General features: G+C 40.4%; 26 protein-coding genes and 1 pseudogene. 8 read left to right on the top strand and 19 right to left on the bottom strand.

The features are described from left to right. A complete protein-coding gene (locus tag ACGHEH_RS18820) occupies positions 1 to 447 on the top strand; it encodes a DUF2799 domain-containing protein (protein WP_390448494.1) in 447 nt (148 codons plus the stop codon). Between the two features lie 63 nt (positions 448 to 510). Here the strand turns inward: ACGHEH_RS18820 and ACGHEH_RS18815 are convergent, their stop codons facing one another. Then, positions 511 to 993, bottom strand: a complete 483-nt coding sequence (locus ACGHEH_RS18815) for a YajQ family cyclic di-GMP-binding protein (RefSeq protein ID WP_058031068.1) — start codon at positions 991 to 993, stop codon at positions 511 to 513. A gap of 176 nt (positions 994 to 1,169) precedes the next feature. Between ACGHEH_RS18815 and ACGHEH_RS18810 the strand changes: the two genes are divergently transcribed. Next, a complete protein-coding gene (locus ACGHEH_RS18810; protein WP_349285043.1) occupies positions 1,170 to 1,520 on the top strand; it encodes a VanZ family protein in 351 nt (116 codons plus the stop codon). Then, positions 1,513 to 2,418 carry a ketopantoate reductase family protein gene (locus ACGHEH_RS18805; RefSeq protein WP_390448490.1) on the top strand — a complete coding sequence of 302 codons (906 nt, stop codon included), beginning with the start codon at positions 1,513 to 1,515 and terminating at the stop codon, positions 2,416 to 2,418. The genes ACGHEH_RS18810 and ACGHEH_RS18805 overlap by 8 nt, the downstream gene beginning before the upstream one ends. Before the next feature lie 50 nt (positions 2,419 to 2,468). Here ACGHEH_RS18805 and thiI read toward each other — a convergent pair whose 3' ends face one another. Together thiI and ACGHEH_RS18795 are read right to left on the bottom strand one after the other, a co-directional pair. Beyond that, a complete protein-coding gene (gene thiI, locus ACGHEH_RS18800) occupies positions 2,469 to 3,926 on the bottom strand; it encodes a tRNA uracil 4-sulfurtransferase ThiI (protein WP_390448487.1) in 1,458 nt (485 codons plus the stop codon). A gap of 97 nt (positions 3,927 to 4,023) precedes the next feature. Next, positions 4,024 to 4,680, bottom strand: coding sequence for a TetR/AcrR family transcriptional regulator (locus ACGHEH_RS18795; protein WP_390448484.1), 657 nt, complete (start codon positions 4,678 to 4,680; stop codon positions 4,024 to 4,026). Positions 4,681 to 4,931: 251 nt separating this feature from the next. Here ACGHEH_RS18795 and coaD point away from each other — a divergent pair, with 251 nt between their 5' ends. After that, complete coding sequence (coaD, locus tag ACGHEH_RS18790) at positions 4,932 to 5,414, top strand: pantetheine-phosphate adenylyltransferase (RefSeq protein WP_390448481.1); 483 nt, start codon at positions 4,932 to 4,934, stop codon at positions 5,412 to 5,414. A gap of 118 nt (positions 5,415 to 5,532) precedes the next feature. Here the strand turns inward: coaD and ACGHEH_RS18785 are convergent, their stop codons facing one another. From ACGHEH_RS18785 to argC, 9 genes and pseudogenes are all read right to left on the bottom strand, one after another. Further along, entirely contained in the window at positions 5,533 to 6,126 is a 594-nt protein-coding gene (locus tag ACGHEH_RS18785) for a hypothetical protein (RefSeq protein ID WP_390448478.1), read from the bottom strand. Between the two features lie 15 nt (positions 6,127 to 6,141). Next, positions 6,142 to 6,738: a hypothetical protein gene (locus ACGHEH_RS18780; RefSeq protein ID WP_390448475.1), complete on the bottom strand. Its 597-nt coding sequence runs from the start codon at positions 6,736 to 6,738 to the stop codon at positions 6,142 to 6,144. A gap of 5 nt (positions 6,739 to 6,743) precedes the next feature. Continuing rightward, positions 6,744 to 7,241, bottom strand: a complete 498-nt coding sequence (locus ACGHEH_RS18775; protein WP_390448472.1) for a hypothetical protein — start codon at positions 7,239 to 7,241, stop codon at positions 6,744 to 6,746. A gap of 822 nt (positions 7,242 to 8,063) precedes the next feature. Then, positions 8,064 to 8,234 (bottom strand): hypothetical protein, encoded by a 171-nt coding sequence (locus tag ACGHEH_RS18770; protein ID WP_157599092.1) that lies wholly within the window; start codon positions 8,232 to 8,234, stop codon positions 8,064 to 8,066. 296 nt (positions 8,235 to 8,530) lie between these two features. After that, a pseudogene (gene argH, locus ACGHEH_RS18765) lies at positions 8,531 to 9,901 on the bottom strand (argininosuccinate lyase); the annotation flags it as partial. Between the two features lie 23 nt (positions 9,902 to 9,924). Beyond that, positions 9,925 to 11,133: an argininosuccinate synthase gene (locus ACGHEH_RS18760; protein ID WP_390448469.1), complete on the bottom strand. Its 1,209-nt coding sequence runs from the start codon at positions 11,131 to 11,133 to the stop codon at positions 9,925 to 9,927. 10 nt (positions 11,134 to 11,143) lie between these two features. Next, a complete protein-coding gene (locus ACGHEH_RS18755) occupies positions 11,144 to 12,064 on the bottom strand; it encodes an ornithine carbamoyltransferase (protein WP_390448466.1) in 921 nt (306 codons plus the stop codon). A gap of 9 nt (positions 12,065 to 12,073) precedes the next feature. After that, on the bottom strand, positions 12,074 to 12,853 hold the full coding sequence (gene argB, locus ACGHEH_RS18750; protein ID WP_390448464.1) for an acetylglutamate kinase: 780 nt from the start codon (positions 12,851 to 12,853) through the stop codon (positions 12,074 to 12,076). Then, entirely contained in the window at positions 12,850 to 13,863 is a 1,014-nt protein-coding gene (argC, locus tag ACGHEH_RS18745) for an N-acetyl-gamma-glutamyl-phosphate reductase (protein WP_390448582.1), read from the bottom strand. Before argC ends, argB begins: the two co-directional genes overlap by 4 nt. 186 nt (positions 13,864 to 14,049) lie before the next feature. Here argC and argE point away from each other — a divergent pair, with 186 nt between their 5' ends. After that, on the top strand, positions 14,050 to 15,201 hold the full coding sequence (gene argE / locus ACGHEH_RS18740) for an acetylornithine deacetylase (protein WP_390448462.1): 1,152 nt from the start codon (positions 14,050 to 14,052) through the stop codon (positions 15,199 to 15,201). Positions 15,202 to 15,246: 45 nt separating this feature from the next. On the opposite strand, the gene ACGHEH_RS18735 is transcribed toward argE, so the two are convergent. The 3 genes from ACGHEH_RS18735 to ACGHEH_RS18725 form a co-directional block, all read right to left on the bottom strand. Further along, positions 15,247 to 15,441: a hypothetical protein gene (locus ACGHEH_RS18735; protein WP_390448460.1), complete on the bottom strand. Its 195-nt coding sequence runs from the start codon at positions 15,439 to 15,441 to the stop codon at positions 15,247 to 15,249. 96 nt (positions 15,442 to 15,537) lie between these two features. Next, complete coding sequence (locus ACGHEH_RS18730) at positions 15,538 to 15,726, bottom strand: hypothetical protein (RefSeq protein WP_138478381.1); 189 nt, start codon at positions 15,724 to 15,726, stop codon at positions 15,538 to 15,540. A 167-nt stretch (positions 15,727 to 15,893) separates the two neighbouring features. Beyond that, entirely contained in the window at positions 15,894 to 18,320 is a 2,427-nt protein-coding gene (locus tag ACGHEH_RS18725; protein WP_390448457.1) for a zinc-dependent metalloprotease, read from the bottom strand. Positions 18,321 to 18,480: 160 nt separating this feature from the next. On the opposite strand from ACGHEH_RS18725, the gene ACGHEH_RS18720 reads away from it, so the two are divergent. Next, on the top strand, positions 18,481 to 19,449 hold the full coding sequence (locus tag ACGHEH_RS18720; RefSeq protein WP_138628387.1) for a class 1 fructose-bisphosphatase: 969 nt from the start codon (positions 18,481 to 18,483) through the stop codon (positions 19,447 to 19,449). A gap of 49 nt (positions 19,450 to 19,498) precedes the next feature. On the opposite strand, the gene ACGHEH_RS18715 is transcribed toward ACGHEH_RS18720, so the two are convergent. Next, entirely contained in the window at positions 19,499 to 19,837 is a 339-nt protein-coding gene (locus ACGHEH_RS18715) for a hypothetical protein (RefSeq protein WP_390448454.1), read from the bottom strand. Between the two features lie 27 nt (positions 19,838 to 19,864). Between ACGHEH_RS18715 and ACGHEH_RS18710 the strand changes: the two genes are divergently transcribed. Further along, positions 19,865 to 20,197 carry a DUF5522 domain-containing protein gene (locus ACGHEH_RS18710; protein ID WP_390448452.1) on the top strand — a complete coding sequence of 111 codons (333 nt, stop codon included), beginning with the start codon at positions 19,865 to 19,867 and terminating at the stop codon, positions 20,195 to 20,197. 24 nt (positions 20,198 to 20,221) lie between these two features. Here the strand turns inward: ACGHEH_RS18710 and ACGHEH_RS18705 are convergent, their stop codons facing one another. Beyond that, the gene (locus tag ACGHEH_RS18705) at positions 20,222 to 21,055 is read right to left on the bottom strand and encodes a sulfurtransferase (protein WP_390448450.1); all 834 of its coding nucleotides are present in this window, start codon (positions 21,053 to 21,055) and stop codon (positions 20,222 to 20,224) included. A 243-nt stretch (positions 21,056 to 21,298) separates the two neighbouring features. Between ACGHEH_RS18705 and ACGHEH_RS18700 the strand changes: the two genes are divergently transcribed. Continuing rightward, on the top strand, positions 21,299 to 22,462 hold the full coding sequence (locus tag ACGHEH_RS18700; protein ID WP_390448447.1) for a capsular biosynthesis protein: 1,164 nt from the start codon (positions 21,299 to 21,301) through the stop codon (positions 22,460 to 22,462). Positions 22,463 to 22,510: 48 nt separating this feature from the next. On the opposite strand, the gene ACGHEH_RS18695 is transcribed toward ACGHEH_RS18700, so the two are convergent. Both ACGHEH_RS18695 and ACGHEH_RS18690 read right to left on the bottom strand, forming a co-directional pair. Then, positions 22,511 to 24,826 carry an EAL domain-containing protein gene (locus ACGHEH_RS18695; protein ID WP_390448444.1) on the bottom strand — a complete coding sequence of 772 codons (2,316 nt, stop codon included), beginning with the start codon at positions 24,824 to 24,826 and terminating at the stop codon, positions 22,511 to 22,513. A 258-nt stretch (positions 24,827 to 25,084) separates the two neighbouring features. After that, complete coding sequence (locus tag ACGHEH_RS18690; RefSeq protein ID WP_390448441.1) at positions 25,085 to 26,185, bottom strand: phosphoribosylaminoimidazolesuccinocarboxamide synthase; 1,101 nt, start codon at positions 26,183 to 26,185, stop codon at positions 25,085 to 25,087. Positions 26,186 to 26,298: the final 113 nt, after the last annotated feature.

The following is a 26,298-nucleotide window of genomic DNA, read 5'->3' as shown; positions in this document are numbered from 1 at the left end:
ATGAATAAAAAATTATATATTTTTGCTTTTCTTAACATTTTCATATTATTAGGATGCAACACGACAGCAGAATCAGTGGCATGTGACACCTCTACTAATTGGTTTGAAGTGGGGGAAAAAACAGCCTTGAATGGAAAACATGTCAGAACTTTCGAAAAGTTCAAAAATCAATGTGGAGACACTTTACCTAGTACAGCCAAAAATAACTACTTAGATGGATACACTAAAGGCATTGCTAATTACTGTACTTATAAGAGTGGTTTTGATTTAGCAATGAACGGCTTAGAAAACCCTAAAGTTTGCCCTTTTGAGATAAGACAAGAATTTGAAAAAGGTTACCAAACAGCAAAAGTTGCTAGAAATGAAAAACTAAAACGAGCTGAGCATGCCGAAAGAGAAAGAGCTAGAAGATTAACTCAGCAAGCTAATGCACCTAAAAAACGATAAAACATTCAATACGAGATTTTCAATATGGATAGCTATACTTGTACTAGCTATCCATATTAAGGTTTAATCGCGGAAGTTTTTAAACTGGAAAGGCTGACCAAGTTCACCAGTACGAATTAACTGCATCACTTCTTGTAAATCGTCGCGTTTTTTACCTGTTACGCGCACTTCTTCACCTTGAATAGACGCTTGTACTTTGATTTTTGAGTCTTTGATAAGTTTAACGATTTTCTTCGCCATGTCTTTATCAATACCCTGCTTCAGGGCAACTTTACGTGACACATACTTACCAGAGCGCTCAATATCTTTAAGCTCAAGGCTTGAAACATCTAAGCCACGCTTTGAAGCTTTTGCTGCAATGATATCGAACAACTGCATCACTTGCTGCTCAGCTTCAGCTTTCAGGTTGATCGTTTCGTTTACTAACTCAATTGATGCATCAACACCACGGAAGTCATAACGGGTTTCAAGTTCACGGTTCGCATTATCTACCGCGTTCTTCGCTTCTGTCATTTCAATTTCAGACACAATGTCAAATGATGGCATTATCTATCTCCTAATCATATTATGGCCTGATTATAACAAGCAAAAACCGACTCGGTGAATAAATTTATCTCGCCTGATGACATCTATTTACAGAGCTCTTTCGTATATTCACCCACCATCCATTTTTCGGTGATATACTGGTTCCACTTTGCCTGCATAGAGATATAGGAAGTTTTGTGACTCGGCGTATTTACCAAATTTTATTACTACTCACTTTAAGTATTTGCACTGTTTTATTTGCTAAAGAGATCCAGCATTCAGGCATTCGATTTGAGCACGCTGATAAAATCGCACATTTTGGTATTTTCTTCGTGCTTGCCTTTATTATGCATCACGCCATTCGTATTCCAATCTGGCTTCAGCTTTGTTTATTAACCGCTTACGGAATTGGCATTGAATACATGCAAGATACCCTACCTCATAGGCAAGCTTCTGTTGGTGATTTTGTTGCTGATGTAGCAGGTGCTGCCAGCTACTATTTAAGTTATTTCGCATGGCGAGAATGGCGAGTTCGTAAGCATGGCTAATATTCATGTTTTAGGTGCTGGTGCTGTTGGTTTAAGCTTTGCATTTCATTTAAGCCAACACAATCGAATCACGCTAGTGACTCGAAACAAAAAAAACGACACTTTTTATTATCAAGAAGACGAAACCGTCACTCCAATTACTGCCAACATAGCTGATATCACAAGTTTAACCTCACAAGACCCCATCTCAATTTGCTTTATCTGTGTCAAAGCTTACCAGCTCATAGATGCGTTCAATGTCATTCAGCCCTATTTAACACCAGAAGCCAAGATAATTATCAGTCACAATGGTATTACCGATTTGTCAGAGATCACGTCGCAACTCAGTACGACTCAGAGCCTATACTTTATGAGTACATCACGCGGTGCGCTTAAAGCTTCGAGCAGCACCGTAGTTCAAACGGGCATTGGTGCTACCTATTTAGGTGCTTGTAATACTGAAGCTGAAAATAATATTAATACTTTTTATAGAGCGGTATTTGCTGAAAGTATCTCTCACAGTGCTATCCATCAAGACATTACATTGCTGCGCTGGCAAAAGCTGATGGTTAATATTGCCATTAATCCGCTCACCGCTTTGCATCAAGTTCAAAATGGGCAATTACTAAAACCAAGTTACGCCACACAAGTGATGAACTTATTAAATGAAGCCTGTTTTATTGCCGATAAATTAGGAGTTGATATCGCATTAGCTCGAGCGCTCAACAGTGCGTATACCGTTATGCGACAAACACGCAGTAATAACTCATCAATGGCACAAGATTTAAAATTAGGGCGTAAAACTGAAATTGAGGCAATCTGTGGCTATATCGTTGGTGAGGCGAAAAAACTCGGGCTGGATGCGCCTTATAACCGAACCATGCTTGAACAAATCAATCGTTTAGAACAAACAAGTTGATAGCAAAAAGCCGAGTTATACTCGGCTTTTCTGACAACTAAAAATACTTGCTAAGGACGGTACACTTTTACATTCATGTAGCCGTTTTCGTGCAAAATAAGTGCTTGCAGCTGGCTCATTACGCCACGGGCACAATATAAGTAATATTCTTTATCTTGAGGCAAATCACCAAACTTAGTCGCTAATCTAAAGAATGGAATATGATCCACTTCTATCCCTTCAAGCTCAAGTGGGTTTGCATCCTCTTCTTCTGGCGAACGAATATCAAGTACCACAGCATTTTCAGGAAGCTCACTAACAGTTTCGGCTTCTTTAACTTCTTCTTTCGCTTCTTCTTCAATTTCGCGAATGTCTTTTACTGTCGCATTTTTGATTACCGTATCTAAAACATCAAAGTCGAATTTAGCTTCTTCTTCCAAGATCTTAGACATTTTCGCTTTTACAGTTGGTTTCTGAGAGATAACACCACAGTATTCAGGCATAGATTCAGCCATTTCTACTGTACCAATCTCACGGGCAATCTTAATGATATCTGCTTTGTCATGTTGAATAAGCGGGCGTAAGATCAATGTTTCTGTAACACGGTCGATCACACTTAAATTTGCCAATGTTTGACTTGAAACCTGACCAACACTTTCACCTGTGATTAACGCGTGAGCATTCACTTTTTCAGCTACGGCTGCGCCTGCACGCATCATCATACGCTTAAGGATCACACCCATTTGGCCATTGTCTACATTTTCTAAAATCTCAGCAACTACTGGTTCAAAGTCTACTGTGATGAACTTAACTTTGTGAGTCGAGCTAAATTGTTTCCACAAATAGTGACTCACTTGTTTCACACCGATTTCGTGGGCAGCACCACCAAGGTTAAAGAATAAGAAGTGAGTACGTGCACCTTTACGCATCATTTGATAGGTAGCAACACCCGAGTCAAAACCACCTGAAATAAGAGATAACACATCTTCTTGTGTCGGCAGAGGAAAACCGCCAATGCCATAATGTGTATGAGTAATAATATAAGCTAAGTCTTTTTTGATCTCGATTTTAACTGTTACATCTGGCTTGCTCAGCTTAACTTTTGCGCCTTCAACATTTTGGTTTAGACCGCCACCTACATAGCGTTCTACATCACTTGAAGTAAAGTCATGGTTACCATTACGCTTTACGCGAACACAGAAAGTTTTACCTTCGATGGTGTGGCTCGCAAGCTCTAGCGTACGCTGGTAAATATCGTCAATGGTTTCAAAAGGTGTTTCTTGTACTTCGATAAATTGCACAATACCAGGTACGCGTTTTAGGTTATCTATAAACCATTCACGGGTTGGTGCATCGCTGATATCCGTTTCAACTGCAATGTTATCCCAGTTATTTTTTACGCGAACTTTTTCATCTCGACGAATTAAAATCATCTTGATGTTTTTCTCAAGTAACTTGGTAAAGCGTTTACGAACAGATTTACTCTTGATCGCGATTTCAGGGTGCAATTTTACGATAAATTTAAGCATAGAAACACTCTTAAGGTGGGCGAATGCGCGCCGCGTCAGTCGGGCGCGCGATTATAACAAATTTCTATGCGATGAGGAAATAAACAATATAGTGTGATTAGGCAATGCTAGGTAAAGCCTCGTCAGCCAATTGCTGATATTGCTTTTGCAGGTCACTAATTTTCTTAAAACTCAAATCTGTGCAGTATGGTTTGACTAAAACCAACACTTTAACAATACCATTATAGATATCTTGCTGCTCTAATACCCCTGTCATACGACGCGCTTTAACATATGGTGTCCAGAAGCTCACCGTCATCTTTAACATGTGCGCGAACTCAGATGCATCTTCATCTGTAATTTCTATTACGCCAGCACTGCGTAATCCGATCACAACAGAGCGCACTTGATTAAACAAATCGGCTTGAAACTCTATGTATTGTCTTTTTAACTCACTGTCTTTTGCAAGAATGTCAGTTAAGTTGTCATAGAAGAAATGATAACGCCACATAAGCTCAAACAATGAATCTAAATATTGTGTTAATTGTTCTAGTGGCTCGTGAGATGTGTCGAGTGGTTTAAAGTGCGTACTTAAATGCTCTCGATACAGAGTGAAGATATTACGGATAATGTCTTCTTTATTTTTAAAGTGGTAATACAAATTGCCGGGACTTATACCTAAGTTTGAAGCGATATGATTGGTAGTGATCGCTCGCTCTCCATGAAGGTTAAATAAGGCAATACTGGTACGAATAATTTTTTCCTTGGTATTCATATCCTGCTCTCAGACACGCTAATAATGATGAATATAATAACTAAATTCTGCTTTAATTACTTATTTGATTCTGTCATAAGACATAAATTATGTGACGTTTCCCAAAAAGAAAACAGATTCATAAAAATCATATCCATACTGAAAATACCACTAAAACGGCTTAGTTATAAGCAACAAGTTGCTAAGCAGACCAGTGATATTTACTACAAAGCTTGATAACATCATGGAAATTTTATTCTGACTAAATTGTTATGAAAGTTACCGCACTATATCCAGGCACTTTTGACCCGCTTACAAATGGTCATGCAGATTTAATTAAACGTGCAGCTAAAATGTTTGATGTCGTATTACTTGCCATTGCCAACAATCCAAGTAAAAAGCCTTGCTTTAACTTAGATGAGCGCGTTGACCTCGCTGAACAGGTGTTAAGTGAATACAAAAACGTTAAAGTCATCGGCTTTTCTGGACTATTAGTCGATTTAGCTAAGCAACAAAATGCCCAAGTATTAATTCGCGGCATACGTGCTGTCTCAGATTTTGACTATGAGTTCCAGTTAGCGAATATGAACCGCCGACTCAATCCTGATCTTGAAAGCGTATTTTTAACGCCTTCAGAAAGAAACTCATTCATCTCCTCAACACTCGTTAAAGAAGTTGCTTTACATCATGGGGATGTGACCGAGTTTGTCGATCCTATTGTTGCCAAGGCCTTATTGGAAAAATTACACGGATAAAACTGAGAGTGTCAGCTATAGCAGAAGGCTATCAACAAGGCGTGTTTGGAAAGATACACTCCCCAAAGACTCTGAGACTCACACAGCAGTCTCAGCAAGCTGGGAAATTCGATTTTAATTAAGGGCGTAAATAAGCGCTCTTAATTTTTTCGCTCAATTTGTACCAACCTAAAAAGTCCTTTTGTATCACTAATACTAGGACCATGATAAGGTCTGAGCCATTTATTCCGTAACTGAATACAGTCCAAAACCACCAATCCCCTTCTTCTTTTAATCTATGGTAAGTAAGTAAAAAATCCATTTGTAATAGAAAAAAAAGCGATGAGTTTACACTTAAAGCTACAAACAAATACAAACAACAAAGCTTGCCTGTTTCACTTTTTGGTTTGAAAAAGCGAAGAATAAATACAATCGTCAGCAAATCTAAAACTAAATAAAGCGTATTAGGTAAATACACTGACCTAAGCTCAGAAAACCAGTAAGAGTACTCTACAGGAAGTAATATAGAGTAGGAGATAAACATAATGAGAGAGAGTGTTAGAGGCTCATAAGTTTGCTCTTTGTTTAGATGGTTGCTGTTGTTAACCGATGTACGTCCAAAGTTTATCAAGAGCACCATAAAGAAAAGAAATGTCGCTATATGCCCAAATAAGAATCGAGCGATAGGATTTAGGTGTAAAAGCTCACCAAATATATATTGAATATCAGTCACGTAATGTACCTAACTTCATAACACAACCTTAACTCTTTTACGATTCAAAAAAAGCCTATTCAACATCAATAAATCTTTAGGGATTAGTAGAGCTAAGATCATCACTGCATCAAAAAAGTTTATGCCTATCGTGAAGACACTCCAGAACCACCATGGATCCATCGCTTTATAATGGTTATACATTAGCAACAAATCGATTTGGATTAATATAAATAGGGTTGAGTTACACAGTAAGCTAAAAACAACATAGCGTTTACAAAGTTGGCCTTTTTCACTACGTATATGCATCACAAAGCAAAGAAGTAGAACTGTGAAAAGGTCTAATAAAAGATACACCGTATAGGGAAAGTAATGTGAAGAAAAGTCTAATAGGGTCACTACATACTCTATTGGTATCATTAGTGCGTATGAACAAAACATCAAGAATGATACTTTTAAAATCTCTTTTCTCTCAGCTCTTTCAGCATTAGAAGCATGCACATTTGATGTTTTCACATAATTGGTCAGCATAACTAAAAATAGTAACCATGTGACCAAATGCATACTAAGAAAACCAGTCACCAAGTCCCAGTCAATGTAGTTACCAAAATAAACCATATCGTAATTTTTCATGTGATCTACTTACTCAAACTACCTCGGGTTTTATTAAATAAACAGTAAACTTTTAAGAAATCCTTTTGAAGTATCAGCACTAAAACCATCATGGCATCGGAAGAATTAATACCAATAGAAAACACGTACCAAAGCCACCAACGCTCATAAAGTTTAAAGCCTTCGTGTATAAGAAAAATTTCTATTTGAATTATTAGGAAGAGTAATGCGTTAAACAAAAGCCCACATAATAAATAGAATTTACATAATTGACCTTGTCTTGAGCTTACATTAACCACTTTATAAATAAGCAGTGCCGTTAAAATATCGAGTAGAAAGTAATAACTATTCGGATGAAAATAAGAAATAAATTCTTTCAAGTTTACAAAGTAGTCAATTACACTGCCAACAAAATAAGAGAGAAACATTATGGCAGAAAGCAGCACTGGCTCTTTAATTTTTGCCTTATTGACGTTTTGAAATTGCCAACCAGACATCTTCACAAAATTTAATAAGGTAGCCATTAAAAAGCACCAAATTACAAAATGTGATACAAAACTTGTAAAAGCTGCTGAGGAAAAAAAGAGACCCACAGTAATACATAACCTGAAGTAATTAAGCGGTATAAAAAGTCTTAAAGAACTATTTAGTTCATCTAAATAGAGTGACAAACTAAACGGTATTACTCATAGAAACAAGTCTTAGAACACAATGAATGTATTTATTGTGGACAACATTGACATAAGAGCTTAAGGCAAAAAGTAAATTGCATACTGTATTTTCACGATAAAGCTAAGCTGAAATCGTTTTTTGCCGTTTAGTGAAGTATTTCTTTACTCTATTTTTGAAAAACTTTAAGCACAAGAAATCTCGGTCTAGTATTAAAGATGCAACCATAATCACATCAATTGTGTTAATCGCTAACGTATAAAAATACCAAAACCACCAAGGTTCTCTATTGTCCAATACCCTAAGATCTATATGAATCAACAAGAAGAGGAGAGCATTCAAAGTAAGACCAATGATCGTATACTTTGCCGCACAACAATACTTTTGTTTAGTGAGTTTATTGAGAGATATAATGAGCAAGATTGTTAAAATGTCATACAAGATCCAAGATATATAAATATTTTCTCTTGAGGCCGACAAATCTATAAAGTGATTACTAGTAAAGTAAGAAATAGCCATCACTGCGGAAGTGATAAGTAGGGATAGATTTTTACTAATACTCGAAATGTAAAAAAAAGCATTCAATAAAAATGCCAAAACCATACCAAGTACAATAATGGTATCAAAATGTATACCCAAATTGTCTAAGCTAAAAATATCCCCACCAAAAGAGCTTACTAATCCTGCTTCTCACCTTTTCTAGGTTCAAGTGTACCACCACCGCGAGCACCAGTAATTTGCTCTAAAAACTTTTCAGATTTAATTACCTTACCAGAAAGAGAATTGATTTGGCTAGTGCTTTGAGCTGAACGTTGCTTTGATACTAAAGTTTTAATTACCTTTAACATAATGTTTCCTTATTTACGCTGTGAAACAGAGAGTCACAAAAGTGACGTTGAATTATTGTTAAAAGTTATTTAGCAATGATCGATCCAATATTACACTACATTACACTAACCTTGATTAAATGCTTGTTTTATGCTCATAAGAAACAAAAAAGCACCAATTTAATAACCAAATCAGTGCTCAATAGCATTTAATTTTATGTTCAAGCTGGTTGTCAATTGATGAACTCAGTAAGCATTGCTAAAAGCGTCAAAAAACGAGCTCTAACAAACCCATTGAATATTCAGCATTATTTAGATTGTGCTTGTTGTTTAGCATATTTGATGGCGTGCTCAACCTGAGGCAAGGATGTGCCACCAAGGGCTTGCCGTGCGGCAATACAGGCATCTATCTCTAGTACAGGGTAAACATCTTCTGCAATTACTGGGCAAACAGTTTGAAATTCATCAAGTGATAAATCTTCTAGGTTTTGACTTTTACTAATCGCATGCTGAACAAGTTGCCCAACAATATGGTGACCTTCTCTAAATGGAATACCTTTAGCAACTAAATAATCGGCAAGCTCAGTGGCATTAGCATGTCCGCCTTTTGCTGCTTTTAACGTTGCTTCACCATTAACCTCAATGCCCTTAATGCAGGCTTGTGCCATATGAATACAAGCAAGCCAAGTTGGCATAGCATCAAATAATCCCTCTTTATCTTCTTGCATATCTTTATTATATGCAAGCGGTAATGCTTTTAGTGTCATCATCATGGCGCTGAATGCACCAAAGACACGGCCGGTTTTGCCACGGATCAATTCTAAAGCATCTGGGTTTTTCTTTTGCGGCATTAACGACGAACCCGAAGTCACATTATCAGCCAACTCAATAAAACCAGCTTCACCTGAGTTGTAGAAAATCAAGTCTTCTGCGAAACGAGATAAATGCATCATAGAAATACTGGCACAACTTAAAAGCTCAACAACAAAATCGCGATCAGACACTGCATCTAAGCTGTTGCGGCTGGCATGTCTAAAGCCAAGATTGTGCGCTAAAGCTTCTCTATCAATCGGATAAGCTGTGCCTGCTAACGCGCCACTGCCCAGCGGGCTGACATTTAATCGAGTTATAGCATCGCTTAAACGAGATTCATCTCGTTCAAGCATTTCAACATAGGCCATACACCAATGACTAAATAGTACCGGCTGCGCACGTTGTAAGTGCGTATAGCCAGGTAGAATTGTGCCAAGTTCACGTTCGGCAAGGGCGACGAATTCAGCTTTTAAAGCTTGAATGGCTTCAACAATTTGTTCGGCTGTACTTCGACTCCAAAGACGAAAGTCAGTCGCAACCTGATCGTTGCGACTGCGGCCCGTGTGTAGTTTTTTCGCCAAGTCGCCTACTTTGTCTATCAGCTTAGCTTCAACATACGAATGGATGTCCTCATACCCAGCGCTCGCCACTGCTGATAGATCTTGTTGTGCTTCGCTTAATAGCTCATTCAAAGCTGCAACCAACTCAGTATGCTCTTGTGCACTTAACACCTTTACTTGTTGAAGTGCACCGGCCCAAGCGATTGAGCCGATAATGTCTTGCTCCGCCATTTGGTAATCAAACGGCAGAGAATCATTAAACTGTTTAAAGGCCTCATCAGGTCCTGATGAAAAACGGCCGCCCCATAATGCCATGCTGAAATCTCCGAACTTAACTCTTATTTAGCCTTTGCGTTTAATGCGGCAATTCTGCTCGATAATGAGAACAGGCGAATAAACCCTTCAGCATGCGATTGGTCGTACACATCATCTTCACCAAATGTGGCAAAATCTTCACTGTATAAGCTATTAACCGATTGCTTTTGTACCGCAGCAACTTGGCCTTTATACATTTTTAAGATCACTTCACCTGTTGCAACTTCACTTAGCGCTTCAGCACCAGCTAGCACTGAATCTTTTAACGGCGTGAACCAACGACCGTCATACACTAAATGAGAAAACTCAGAAGAAAGCGCCTCTTTCCATTTACGACTTGCTTTATCTAGCACTAACTCATCGATTGCTTGCAGTGCAGCCATCATTACTGTTCCACCAGGCGTTTCATAACAACCACGAGACTTCATGCCCACTAAACGGTTTTCGAGAATATCAACACGACCTACACCATGTGGCGCTGCTAGTTTATTCAATTCCATTAAACATTTATAAGGGCTATAACGCTCACCATTCACTGCAACAATTTCACCTTTTTCAACAGACACAGCGACAAACTCAGGTTTATCTGGTGCTTGCTCTGGTGCAGTTGTCCAAGTCCATACTTGGTCGCTTGGCTGGTTCCATGGATCTTCCAGTTCTCCACCTTCGTGCGAAATATGCCAAGCATTGGCATCGCGGCTGTAAATCTTTGTCGCAGAAGCAGCACATGGGATATTACGCTCTGCAAGGTAATCAAGTAATGACTCACGGCTTGATAGATCCCACTCACGCCAAGGCGCGATCACTTTGAGATCTGGCGCCAATGCCGAGAAACAAGATTCAAAACGGACTTGGTCGTTACCTTTACCCGTACACCCGTGAGCTAACGCATCAGCACCTACTTTGCGAGCCACTTCAACCTGTGCTTTAGCAATGATAGGACGTGCCATAGACGTGCCTAGTAAGTAAGTGCCTTCGTAAATAGCACCGGTTTTCAGTGTTGGGTAAATGTAGTCACTGACCATTTCTTCTTTAAGATCGACGATGTAACACTCAGATGCGCCCGATGCCAAGGCTTTTTCTTCAACACCCACTAGCTCTTCTTCACCTTGACCTACATCGGCAACAAAAGCGACAACTTCACAGCCATAGTTTTCTTTTAGCCAAGGCACAATCGCTGACGTATCTAAACCACCAGAATATGCCAATACAACCTTTTTGATTTCGCTCATTACTTTACCCTTACACATAATTTGGATTTAACAGTGACACCAGCAGTGCATTTTGGGCATGCATGCGGTTTTCAGCTTGTTGAATAATTTTTGAATTTGCACCGTCCATCACCTCTGAGGTGATCTCATATTCACGGTGAGCAGGTTGGCAGTGTAGAATCGTGCTTGCGCCAGATTGTTCTACCAACTGCTGATTAATTTGATACGGCATATACTTAGCTTTGACTTGCTCAAGTGGTGTCGTGTCACCCATTGATACCCAAGTATCTGCATATAAGGCATCAGCTCCCGTTGCAGCTTCTATGTCATCGCTGACTGTGATTGACGCACCCGACTCTAATGCTAGTTGTTCTGCTTGCTTTAAAATCTGTGCATCTGGTGACGCGCCTTTTGGACTAATCGCCACAAAGTCAGTACCCAATGTTGCAGCTAATAACATAAGAGAATGAGTGACGTTATTACCTTCACCTAAATACGCCAGTTTGATTTTGCTGACATCGCCATACACTTCTTGCAACGTTAAAAAGTCAGCTAATGCCTGACATGGATGGTAAAGATCACATAAGCTGTTCACCACAGGGACACTCGAAAACTCAGCCAATGTTTGCAATGAACTATGTGCATTAACACGTGCCACGATGCCATCAGCCCAAGTGGCAATATTGAGGGCAAAATCTTTCACCGACTCACGACCGCCCATCGCACCATTTTGTTGATCAAGATAAACCGCATGGCCGCCTAAACGATTAATACCAATATCGAAAGACACACGAGTACGTAAACTCGGCTTTTCAAACAAAGTAACGATAGATTGACCAGCAAGCGCTTGGTTAAACTCTTTTGGCTGCTGCTTAATGGTTTGCGCAAGCGACAATAGTTTTAGCGCTTGTGCTTTATCTAGTTCTAATCCAGTTAAAAAATGAGATGTCATTGCTATTTCCTAAGGTGTAATTTTGGTACCGACATGGATGCCTTGAACTAAGGCAATAAGATTTTCTGGCTTCTGCCAGCTCGATATGTACACCCCGCGTCGTAAGTGTTGAGCAGCGTGCAGGCTGGTCTTCACTTTGACCTCCATGCCGCCAACAATGACTCCTTCTTCGATAAGAGTAGCAATGTGTTGTTCAGATAATTGATGTAAAGGCTGCTTATTCGCATCAAGCACCGCTTCTACATCTGTCATATAAATCAGTTCAGCATCTAGTTGCTCAGCAATCGCCGCCGCCGCTTCATCGGCATTAACGTTATAAAGTTGACCATCAACGCCAATGCCAATTGAACTCACCATAGGTGTTCTACCCAGCTCTAAGAGCGTAGGTAAAATACTTGCTTCACCTTGCTGGCACTCGCCTACTTGCCCCAATGCTTTGAGTTTTTGCAAAGCAATTAAACCCGCTTCATATAAACAAGTACCCACAGGCTTTAAACCCGCTTTAATCGCTTGACCACACAGTTGTTTATTTGCAGTACCAGCCAATGCGCCAACTATATAAGGCATTTGTTCTTTTGGACTGATACGAAGGCCTTGGTGCTTAGCCGTTGCAAAGCCCGCCTCCGACAACCATTTATCAACGAGCGCACCGCCGCCATGTACCACAACGAATTGTTTGTCGATTTGTACTTTTGTTAACTCAGCAATTGCAGAAAATAGTCCCATCGCTGCATCTTCCGTGTTTAACACCGCACCACCGACTTTAATGACCCATGTTTGCATCTTCATGACACTCCTTTTAAGCCAAGTTCAGCAGGTAATAATGCTGCGATATTCATACACTGTAGTGCTTGGCCAGCAGCCCCCTTTAATAGGTTGTCGATAGCAACCACCACAATCAGTTGCTCACCTTGTACTTGCCAGCCAATATCAACATACGGCTGTTTTGCTACACCTTTAATTGACGGCATTTGCTTATTGCCTTTTAAACGAATTAACGGTTCGTCGGCGAGCACTTGGAATGCTTCGTTAACTTGGTACTCACTCACGCCCGGCTTCAACTTCACATAAATGGTTTCGAGAATACCACGAGCAAAATTACCTAAATGCGGAGTAAATAATACTGAGTGACCAAGATACTGTGAGATTTCCGGCGTATGTCTGTGATTGAATAACCCATAAGGTGCAAGAGACACTTCACAAAACTGGGTACCTATATTAGCTTTACGACCCGCGCCGGTGACGCCCGATACCGCGTTAACAATGATGGTATCGTCGGCAAGTAAATCTGCTTGTTTAAGTGGTTTTAAACCATTTAACGCAGCAGTCGGGTAACAACCAGCGACGGCAACCAGTTGCGCCTGTGAAATGGCCTTTGCATTCCACTCCGCCAAGCCATATTCAGCTTGTGCAAGCCAGGTTGGTGATTGGTGCGTAAAACCATAAAAACTGTCGTAATCTTGAGGGTTTTTAAGTCTAAAACCGCCTGATAAATCAAATACCTTTTTGCCCATGGCTAAAAACTTAGGGGCAAGTTCTACACTCACTTTGTGATCTGTACACAGGCACACAAAGTCTGCATTGGTTTCGATATCAATAAAGGCTTGTTCATTAAGAGGTAAAAGAAGCGTGTCGAGCAAAGAGGCATGTTCTGGATACAAGTCACTCAGTAGTTTTCCTTTGTCTAAACTTTGCTCAGACACAAAACATCCAGCAAGGGAGAAGTTGGGATGTTTGGCAATTAAACTGGCTAATTCAGCGCCGCTATAGCCGCTAGCGCCAATAATGGTTACATTCAACATAGTAAAAAAATCTCTAAAATTTGGTTCCGTTTCGTGCCCTCTGGGCATTATTTAAAAAGTGTTGAATGTATGTCGTCGCATCTTAGCCCCTAACGATATTTATGCTCAAAAAGTGAATTGATATTCATACTAAACACATATAAATTATTATGCAAACATTTTGAATAAATATTTTGGACTGATATGACCACTCCCGCTTTTATTAATATGTACCAGCAGCTTATCGCCGAGCCTTCTATTAGTGCACTCGATCCACAGCTCAATATGAGCAATTACTCCACCATAGAATTATTAGCAACCTGGTGTGAAAATTTAGGCTTTCAGGTTGAGATTACAGAACTTGAAAGCGCGCCGGGTAAATTTAACTTACTGGCCAAACGTGGCGAAGGTGAAGGCGGTTTGATGTTAGCTGGGCATACAGACACTGTACCTTTTGATGACAGTCGCTGGAGTTATGATCCGTTTAAACTTAGTGAAGTCGACAATAAACTATTTGGTCTGGGTTCGATTGATATGAAAGGATTTTTTGCATTTGTGATTGAAGCCATTAAGCAACTTGATGCACAAGATGCGAAACAAGCTAAACCTATTATGATCCTCGCCACCGCAGATGAAGAAACCACCATGGCAGGCGCACAAGAAGTAGCAAAACATCAAAACTTAAAACCTGAGTTCTGTGTTATTGGTGAACCGACGGACATGGTGCCAGTATTCACCCATAAAGGACACATGAGTACCGCTATTCGTGTGACCGGTAAATCGGGTCATAGCTCTGATCCTGCACGCGGTTTAAATGCCATTGAAGTGATGCATAAGATTATTGCAAAGCTGTTGCAACTAAAAGACATTTTAAGGAATAAATATTCAATTGAGCATTTTGCAATACCCTACCCCACTCTAAATCTAGGGCATATTCATGGAGGAGATAATGCTAATCGTATCTGTGGCTGCTGTGAGTTGCACTTAGACATTCGTCCATTACCTGGGCTGAGTATTCAAGAGCTGCAATTATTATTGCTAGAAGCGGTTAAACCCATTAATGATGAATACCCAAATAGTGTTGCAGTTATCGACTTACACGATCCTATTCCGGCCTTTACTGGCACAACCGACAGCGCCTTGGTAAAACTCGCTGAAGCGGTTTCTGGGGAACAAGCCATTGCTGTGAACTACTGCACCGAAGCACCATTCTTACAACAACTCGGCTGCGAAACGATTGTTATGGGTCCAGGCTCTATCGAACAAGCCCACCAGCCTGATGAGTTTTTAGCAATGGAGAAAATCAAACCATCGCAAGAGAAGATCACACAGTTAATTCATAAATTATGTTTTTAAAACTAAAAAGCCACCGAAAGGTGGCTTTTAACATCAGATGCTCAATTAAATGTCACAAGGAATTGATTTGCAAATCTCAACACTCATTGTGTAAGTTGTTGGTCTCTGGCAAATATCTGACGTTGTATCACACTGAAGTGACTTAAGACCACCTGCTACCGCTGGTGTTGCATTTACTGGTAGTGCTTTGTTGTCTTTTGAAAGGTTTTTTACGCTTTTTTTGTTTAGTTTAAGTTTCATTATATTTTCCTTAAATGAATAAGTTTGGTACCTGTGGATGAGTTACTTTCAGTCCATCAGAACCAATGGATGAATCAAGTATTGTTCTTTGATTTATTAAGATAAACAGTCGTTTCTGTAGCTTGGTGGCAAAGTAGTGATTGTAATACAAGGGTTTGTATGGCAAACCTCAGTTTTTGCAAACACAGGTACACCACCAGCAATTTGTGGCGTTGCTTCTAAAGCAACTTGAGCGTTATCTAAACTTAAATTTTTTACTTTCTTTTTGTTTAACTTCAATTTCATAGTGACTTTCCTTATTAAGTGTGACCTTAAGGTCAAAAAAGAAACTATCAAAAAGGGGACAAGCTAGCAAGACTTTAATTGAATATTTCTCAAGTAAACAAAATGACCATTTAACTGTAAAAAAATGTAAAAAAAAGAGCGCTTATTTGCGCTCTTTTAAATGAAGATTAAATTGGTGAGCCGGGCGGCATTTTTAATGATACAAAGCTTTCAGGCCACTTTCCTGATTCTAAAAACGCTTTCACTTGACGTGCAAGGTCATGTCTAAATGCAGTGTCTTCACTGACGCTACTAAACAGTGATCTTTGATCAAACTGTTTCGCTACTCGCATTAGTTGAAAGCGTAACTGCGCTTGCACTTCTGGTTCAACTTTATTTGAGCTAGCTAACTGGGCTAGTCGTGCTGCTGTTAAAAATTGCACGCGTTGGGTTAATTTTTGTGCCATACCAGCTGCGCTATTTGCTTCAAAGATCTTGCTGTATAGTGTATTCATCAAGTCACTCAAACCAAAGTTGTTGCTGTCTCGCGCATAATGCTGCGATAAACGATTTAAGCGCTCAGCGTTTAATAGCAGTTTTAGGCTATGATTTGCTGCCACTTCCGGTAGCGCCAAGGCATCAAGGGCTACGCCTGTACGGCCATAAATACTTTCACGGGTTTTACGCTCACCATATGCTTTAGGCGGGATCAACGCTAAGATACTCTCTGGTATCATCAACTGCTCTGCTTCAAGGGTTTTCAGCATCGCCGATAGAGCTTGTTGCTGCGTCGCTTTATCTACAATTTGTGCACCTTTAACAGCACGCTCGCTACGTACTTCATAATCGTAATCAATACCCGCGATAAGCTTCACAGCCGACTCAACTTGGTAGCGATGGAATAAAAACAGGGGTACTAATTTCTCTTCTAATTGAGACAGTGCAACACCAGTTTTAATGTTATTAATACCGAATGTGTTTAACGCTTGCTGACGAATATCGAGTACTCGCAGTAATTCTGCTGCAGGGTTTTCACCGTTATCCCATAAATGTGCGGTCGGGTGACCACCACCTTGCGGGCGCGCATCAGGGTCAGAAATAAACTCTAAACCTTTGTTGTGATTTTCAGTGATGATATTAGCAAGCTCAGCTGCTTCATCTTTTCCACTGAAATCACTATAACCATATTTCACCGCTTGAATATCCCAATCGCCCATACCTTTGGCATAGCCTTTAGAAATATCTAGCTGACCTTGTGCATCAAAACCAACCAACGGGTGCGGATAATCCATTACTGACGCTCTGTTTTTAATAGACGCCGAGAAGTTATGTGCAATACCCAGCGTATGACCAATTTCATGGGCACTCAACTGACGAATACGATCAAGGGCCATATTCTGTAAATGTGTGTTTACTTCATCGCCTTTCACAAAAGGCGCTGCCAGTGCTTCTGCAATTAGAATATCTTGGCGCACACGTAATGAGCCTAATGTGACGTGACCTTTGATGATCTCACCCGTACGCGGATCAATAATTGACGAGCCATATGACCAACCACGTGTAGCTCTGTGCACCCATTGGATCACGTTGTAGCGAACATCCATAGGATCGGCATGTTCTGGTAAAATTTTCACTTGGAAACCATTGCTATAGCCCGCCGCTTCAAATGCTTGCTCCCACCAACGTGCACCATCTAATAATGCAGTTCTAACTGGTTCAGGAACACCAGGGTCAAGGTAATACACAATCGGCTTAACCGCTTCGCTTTGTGCAGCCGTTGGATCTTTTTTGGCTAAACGGTGACGAGGAATATAACGCACCAGCATAGACTCGCTCAGCGGTGCAGAGTAGTCCTTATGCTCAATACTCCAATACCCAGATTGCGCATGGAATTGGCGAGGTTGATACTCATCATCAGGTAATTTAATTAAAGAATGATGCTGGTGAACTGTCACTGCATATGGGTCTGCACTGACTTGACGAACATACTCACCCGGTTTGCTGCCCTTAAACGTTAAGACGGCTTCAAGCTCTGTATTATCTACAAATGCTTTTGAGCGAGGCATAAATACCGCACTGCGCGAGCCATCTAGGCTAAAGCTACCTTGTTTACGATTTGCCAGTGTACGACTCACACCATGCACATCTGATAACAAATAAGGCGTGTAATCAATCAAGACGCTGTCATTGTCTTCAGCAACAACTTTAAAGCCTTGCAGAATACTAGAAGCAAAGGCTTCGTTGATACTTTGCTTTTCAGCAGCGTTACTTGAGCTCGCACGATAGTAAGTATTTAATGCGCGAAGCATGATTTTATCGCCAAAGCGTTCAAATTGCGCGATATGCGTACCGCCTAGTTGGCCTCTATCTAGGCCGATATCATTTGAACCCACCCCGTACGGCAAACTAAATTGCAGTAAAAATGGCTGCTTGAACTTATCAACATCAAGGTAAATTTTGCCGCTTTGCGTGTCGGCATAAAAGGAGTAATGACCCGGAAAATGATTAAACTTTTCAGTAAACTCATCAATAGACTTAATTGCGGCGTGCGCTTGGGTTATCATAGTGCCCAGCAAAGCTGAGAATATGACAGGTAAAAATCCAATTTTTCGCATAATCTTATCTTTGTTATTAGAGGTTTTAAGTGGTTGTCATTGTTACAGTATAATTTATCCAATCTGTTTAACAGCTATTTAAGACAAAATTCAGCGCGGCACGCAGCCCTCTCTCACACTATACTTGGCTGCGACCATAACGTTATCAGGACTATTTACTATGCGTAGACTTCCTCCAGTGTTAATTGAAGACGGTTGTTCTAGAGAGTTAGTTTCATTGATCCGCACTATCCTTGCGGCTTGTAAAGAGATTTCATTCCGTGTTGGCCAAGGCGCACTTTCTGGTGTATTAGGTTCAACATTAGACGAAAACATTCAAGGTGAAACGCAGAAGAAGCTTGATGTACTGTCTAACCAGCTATTAAAAGACATCTTATTAGAGTCTGGCTATGTAAAAGCAATTGCCTCTGAAGAAGAAGACTACACGGTGGCGGGTAACTCAGACGCTAATTTTATTGTCGCATTTGACCCACTTGATGGTTCTTCAAACACCGACATCAACTCACTGGTTGGTACGATTTTCTCAATCATGGAAGCGCCTAAAGATTCAGATCCTGCGGATCCTGCTATCTTCATGCAACCAGGTCACAAGCAAGTTGCAGCAGGTTATGTACTATATGGCCCATCAACAACGCTTGCGCTTTCTACTGGTAAAGGCACACGTATTTTCACCCTTGATAAAACGCATGGCAGCTTCTTATTAACTGAAGACTTTGCGAAAATTCCAGAAGATACCAAAGAGTTCGCAATTAACGCCTCTAACCAGCGTCACTGGCAACCAGCAATGAAAAACTACATTCAAGATTTGTTAGCTGGAGATACTGGCCCTCGCGGTAAAAACTTTAACATGCGCTGGATTGCAGCCATGGTTGGTGATGTACACCGTGTATTATGCCGCGGTGGTTTATTCACTTACCCTGCAGACACCAAAAATCCAGAAAAACCATACAAACTTCGTTTGATGTATGAAGCAAATCCAATGGCAATGCTAGTAGAGCAAGCGGGCGGTTTAGCACACACAGGTGAAGAGCGCATTATGGATATTCAACCAAATGATATCCACCAGCGCGTTGCTGTAATTCTTGGTTCTAAGAACGAAGTTGAAGCCTGTTTGGCTTATCACAAATAAGCTAGCTTCAAGTTTAAAGTATTAAAAAGCAGCCTAGGCTGCTTTTTAACTAGCTTCCAGCTTTCAATAATTTGCTTAATTGCTGAATCTTTTCCATAGTAATCTCTCCCATCTGTTCGGGGTTACTCAATGCATACAACACGCCTTCGACTTTTTGTGTATCGATGTCTTCTCGCATATCGAGTAACTGTGCCCACATTTCTAAATCATCAATATCTAACTGCTTACTCAGCACTTTATCTAATACAGCTAAAACATCTTGGTTACTAACAAAGTAGACAACCTCTGACTGCGAGGCAGCAAGTAAGACTGAAAAGGCCTCTGAACGATTTTCACTAAAGTGTAAGATGGCTTTAACCGCCTCTAGGTGAGTCATGTTATTATTCATGCAAATTTCTCTTATTCGAATGTATCCATGAACTGCTCGCAATGCCAGCAAACTTTAAAATGTAGTGCCGATACTGATTGCTGGTGTATGACACTGCCAAATATTCTACCTATTTCCGAGTCATCTGGCTGCGTATGTCGAGCTTGTTTAATAAAAAATATTAGGGCTTACATACAAGGTATTAAAAGCAAACCTATTAAGGAGCAGCTTGCGCTCGCAAGACCTTATCAAAACGATACTAATTTTATTGAAGGCATTGATTACGAAATGGAGAATGGCTTGCTAGTGATGAGTCGTTGGGCGCACTTAAAACGGGGTAAGTGCTGTGGCAACGGCTGCCGCCATTGCCCTTATAAGTAACCGGAACTCTGGTTAAGCAGTCACTTATACTTCGCCTACTTCTATGGGTAGGTCATGTTCAGCATTGCCCCATTCTGACCATGAGCCATCGTACACGGCTAAATCTTGATAACCACATTCATCAGCTATCATTGCCAAAATACAGGCTGTTATGCCCGAGCCGCAGCTAAACTGCAGAGACTTATCTTCAGCCCCCAAAGCTTTCAATCTTGCATGTAATTCGGAAATTGGTTTTAAGCATTTGCTTTCATCGAGCACACTCGCATAGTGCATACTCTTACTGTTTGGAATATGACCCGAAATCATTCCGGCTCTAGGCTCAAGCTCCTCGCCTGTAAAACGTTTATAGCTGCGCGCATCAAGCAATAAGATATTAGGATAGTCTATGGCATTGAGAACTGCTTGCTTATCAATGAAGTAACCTGTTCTTGGGTGAGCAACAAAATCACCTATCATTTTAGCTTGGGTGTATTCAGTCTGAGTAGGCAAGCCTAATTCAAGCCAACGCACTAAGCCCCCATCGAGCACATACACCTCGTCAAAGCCCATGCTTTTGAACATCCACCAAGCGCGTGCGGCACTGAAAAGGCCTTTGTCATCATAAACAATCACTGTATCAGTGTTATTCACGCCTAACTGGCGCATTTCTGCCTGAAACTGCTGCGCACCACACATAGTGCTAGAAAGCACTGCATCGGGTTCACAAAGCGCGCCTTTGATATCAAATCGTTTTGCCCCCTGAATGACTGCTTGAGGGCGATATACTCCCTGTTCACCAGCATTTACTATGCCCGCATCGAAAATATGAACGCGCTCGAGGTTTTCATTCAACCACTGGCAAGACCTAATATTTTTCAAATTATTCTCCAAAAATATTCTAAGTAATGAGTCCCTAAACAACCTAATTTAGCTTCTTGTTATTATTATCTTTGCAGCTTCGCATTCAGTTGTTAAAATTTGCCATACATAACTATTGGGCTATATTTTGATGCTAATTACCCTTAGTCACGACACTATTACAATAATAAAGGTAACATCAAAACTAATTTCATTGGCCAACCCAATCATTTCAACTATTACTTAATCAGGCACTTGAATTAAATGACTGAAAAAAACTACTTATTCATATCACGTAAATCTTCCCATTACAGATATTACGAAAAGCTCGTGCACTTTCTAGGTAATAATGCGCAGCTTCACGCTTTAAAACAATTATGCTTACCGTCACTTAAGTATCGACCAGAGTTGAATTCAATAGATTTGGATGACTTAGTAGATGTGCACATGAAAAGGAAAGAAGTTCGTTACCCTGTTTTAAAGAAATCTAAATTAATCAACAAGCTTTTTCGCTTCTGTTATACAAAAATTGAGAAAGCACGTGCTAATTACTACTATAATTTTTTAGAGCAACATCCATGCACGACGGTTATCCTTTGGAATGGTATGAAGCAACCAAACAGAACACCCTATATTGTTGCAAAAGTATTAGGGAAAGAGACTATGCTATTCGAAAATGGCTTGTTACCCAATACAACGACTCTAGATCCTAAAGGCGTCAATGCACTTAATTCAGTGCCTAGAAACAAAGAATTCTATCTCAATTGGCAAGGCGATGTTGAACAAAGACAAACTCAGCTTGTCGCAAGAGCCCCCCACAAGCAACGCAAAAAAGACATTAATGAGACAAAACTACCAAGCAGATATGTATTCGTGCCATTTCAAGTGCCTAATGACACTCAAATAGTCTGTCACTCTCCTTGGGTGCCAAATATGGAAGCGTTTTACGCAACTTTAGAAGACTCTTTAGAAGAGCTAAAGAAAATACCTTCTTGGCAACCATTTAAGTTTGTAATCAAAGAGCACCCGAGTTGGCCAAGAAGCTTCTCTGAGTTACACAATAAGCACCCAGATATTATTTTTGCAAATGGTAACAACACACAAGAACTGATCGAAGACTCGCTCGCTGTTATAACAATTAACTCTACTGTGGGTATGGAATCTTTATTACTTGGGAAAAATGTCATTACTCTTGGCAATGCATTTTTCAATATTGACGGTTTAGTCCATCATTGTAAAAACGTGACTGAACTGACCCAAACTTTAAAAAAGATTGAAGAGCAGGAAGTTAACCATTTACTCGTAGATAAATTTTTAAGTTATTTGAAATCTGAATACCTGCTACCTCAAGCATGGGGCAATCTAAGTGATGAAACGGCTCACTTTAATGCTGTAAAAGAAAGGCTTGAGAATCCATATACGCCATAGAAAAAGAAAAGCCGCATGATGCGGCTTTTCTTTTTTTTATTTGCTAATTTAACCAGCCTGATGATAGTCAACTAACCAGTTCAAAAACTCAGTCGATGGAAGCGGCTTGCTTAAATAATATCCTTGCGCATAATCACACTGCATTTGGTCAAGTAATTTTAGAGAGGCTAGGTTTTCTACCCCCTCTGCAACCACAGAAAAGCCTAATTGATGACCAAGCGTGATTGTTGACTGCACAATGTGTTGATCTTGCTGCGATTCATCAAGTTTTAGAATAAACACTTTATCTAATTTTAACTCATCAATAGGCAACATCTTAAGACGTCCGAGAGACGTTTGCCCTACACCATAGTCGTCTAGGGAAATCATCACACCTAACGCTTTCAAAGCCTTGAGCGCGGCGATACCTTTCTCTTCATTTTCTATCATGTCACGCTCTGTGAGCTCAATCGTAATGAGTGCGGGAGGTACTTTAAATAAAGCTAATTGAGACTCTAAATGTGGGAAAAAGTCATCATGGGCAATATCCTGTGCTGACACATTAATCGCCGCTTTCATGGTAATGCCTTGTTGTTGCCACTCAGCGACTTGCTTAACAACAGTAGACACAACCCATTGGGTTAACTCGACAATCAAACCAGATTGCTCAGCGAGGTCAATAAATAGCTCTGGAGAGACCCATTGTCCGTCCGGTTTGTGCCAACGGATCAGTGCTTCAACTTTATCAATTTGCTGTGTTTTTAAGTTTAACTTAGGTTGATAGGCCATAAATAATTGCCCATCATCATTCGTAAGAGCCTGCTTTAATTCATCAATCAATTTAAGTCGAGCTAAGTGTTCTTCATCTTCACCATCTTGATAATAGTAAATCTCATGACTATCTTGCGCTGCAGTATCGACTGCTATCAAAGTTCTACGCACCAAGTCTTCTGGATTATCAGCTTGCTCGGGATAAATCACCACCCCCATACTAAAGCGCAATGAGATATCTAAATTACGGATCATGTAACTTTTTACCAACGCTTGATTAAGCTTAGCGACACAAGCTGCAACAGTACTACCCACTGTTGGCTCCATAACCACTAAAAACTCATCGCCACCAATTCGTGCATGTAAGCCATTAGAATCTTTGGTGACTTCTTCAATTCGCTTAGCAACTGCGCGAATACAATCATCACCAACTCTAGGACCTAACTTGTCATTGATGTGACGTAGGCCTCGTATATCAATCGCAATCAAATATAAGGTAGGATTGTTTGTTAGTTTCTTTGCAAGACGCTCTAGGGCCGCAGAGCGATTATAAAAGCCCGTTAAATGGTCGTGCCGTGCTTGAAAGCGAATTTGCTTCTCACGAGCTTGAATGTCTTCACCCATTTCTTGAAAAGCATCTACTAGCTCACAGATCTCCTTACTTGGGCTGTGATCCGTTAAACCCGCACTATAGTCCCCTTTTGAGAAGCGCTTTGCCATCTCAGTCAAATGCTGAAGTGGAGTCGTCAAGTTATTTGCTAAGAAGCCGCTGGTTAAGAAACCAAGCACTATAGTACCGCACGACAATAAAATGATGCTTAATACTAGCTGATCAAATTCATCATATTGCTCTGTTAGGTTTGCACTGAGGATAACGCTGATGGGATTGCTCGATAAAGCAGGCAAAGGCACTTCGGCACTAATAAAAACAGGGTAATCAGAAAGCCAGCGTGTTGTTGTCTGACCATGAATGAAGGCTAGAAGGTCGCTTTGTTCATTTGGTAGCTCTATGGAACTGGCTTTTAACCCCGTAGCGTGAGAAATGAAGCTCATCTCGACACCCGTTAATTCTTTAAGCTCTGTTGCTATCTTCTCATCGACAGCAAAACCAACCACACTCAATGCAATGGTGCGTGGTGCTTTTACTGGCAAAATGATTGCTTGGTAAAGTTGGTTATCAATCACTATAAACGTCGACTCTTTACCATTACCTAGTAATTGTTTCATGAGTTGTTGGCTGTTTTTAGGTAATACCAAGCCCTCTTTGTTAGACGCAATGACATTGCCTTTTAGATCCATCAACAGCATGATATCGGCGTCTATTCGGTTACTATGATTAAACAACGCGCTTTGAATGGTGTCTTGATCTCGACTCGCCACAGCTTGCTTGAAGCCGAAGTCTGCAGTCAGTACCGTAGATGCGGTTACTAATAGACGCTCTTTGGCTTTCAGGTATTGTTGATAAACATTTTGCGCAACTTTAATACCCTGTTGTACTTGTTTGTCATTATATTGATTGGTCGACCACCAAAAGCTCGCTAAGCTTGTGATTGCCGTAAGCAATACAAGCCCGACACACAGTAAAATAATACGTTGTTTTAAAGTGGTGCTCATGATGTTCCTTTTGCACGGTGCTTACTAAACATTAGCCACAACAATTTACGCAGTGAAAATTAGAATTCAGAGTTGGTTATGAATATAGACCAATATTGCCTTAAATTCATTGACCGAGATCTTAGTAAAGATAAAGGGATAACCTTGTTAATTGCAAGGATTTTGAGAATAAAGCCTGATAATACAAGTTTTTAGTATTATCAGGCTAAAGATTTAATAGCTTTAGGTATGACCTATTAAATCACTTTAGCGAAACGCTTAGTCGATCAGACCATATTCACTATCAAGGATAGCAATCACTTCTGCACGAGGGTCGGAAGGGATCGTTAATTCTTTGCCTACAATCTTACTCGCGATACCTACATAAGTGTCAGATACTGACATCATCACATCGACTGGTAGCTTGTAATCTTGTGCCAGTTGCTCACGCTCAGGCATTCTGTCTTTATTAAGCAATACATCGCTGTCTGGCACGTTATTGATCAGTAACTGACGGAAACCTTCTTTAGAGTTTTCAATTACTTTACCATCACGGAATGCAGGGCCATCCCAAATACGAGATGAATCAGGTGTACCAACTTCATCAATGTAGATAAGCTGCTCAGTGCCATCAGTTTGCTCTACGTAACCAAACTCAAATTTGGTATCAACAAAGATCTGATCAAGCTTAGCAAGTTCTTTGCTGATCAATGCAAAACCTTCAGTTAAAAGCTTTTCGTACTGAGCCACATCCGCTTCTGATTTGAAGTTAAATGCCGCTAGATTATCCGTGATGTTTTTACGCGTGATGTTTACATCATCCACTGGTGGTACTTCTGGTACGTCAGTGATAATGCCTTTTGTAGACGGAGTGATCAGTACTTCGTCTAACTTCTGGTTCGCTTCAAGCCCTTCTGGTAACTCAATACCACAGAAGTTGCGCACACCTTTGCTATAATCACGCCACATGCTACCTGTAATGTACTGACGCGCAATCGCTTCAACACGCACCGTGCTTGCTTTACGCACGATCCACACATAAGGGTGTGGAATGTCTACAATGTGGTTGCCCGCAAGACCTGCTTGATCGAATAACTTAAACCAGTGTGATGCCACGCTGTTAAGTGCAATACCCTTACCTGGTACACCATTTAAGCCATTTTCGCCCTGCCAAATACAGTCAAACGCAGAAATACGATCAGAAATTACCATGATCGCCAGCTCTGTACCTTTAGGTACATCGTAGCCTTTTTCTTCAATTAAACGCGCACTGTCTTCGTCGGTTAACCAATAAACTGAACGAACTTTACCACTGTGAACGGCACCTTTTGTGCGGATCGGTAGATCATCATTCACTTCTAAAACTTTGTAGCTACTCATTATTACTCCAAGGCCGGATGCACCTTGCTAAGGGGTGCAAAAAATATGAGGGGGTTAGAAGTGCATATAATAATCGCAAGACCCTTAAATCACAAACTAAACCCGAACTCTTA

The organism is Pseudoalteromonas sp. MTN2-4 (genome assembly GCF_042848605.1).
GTDB lineage: Bacteria > Pseudomonadota > Gammaproteobacteria > Enterobacterales > Alteromonadaceae > Pseudoalteromonas.
This window is presented reverse-complemented; position numbering and strand designations above follow the sequence as displayed.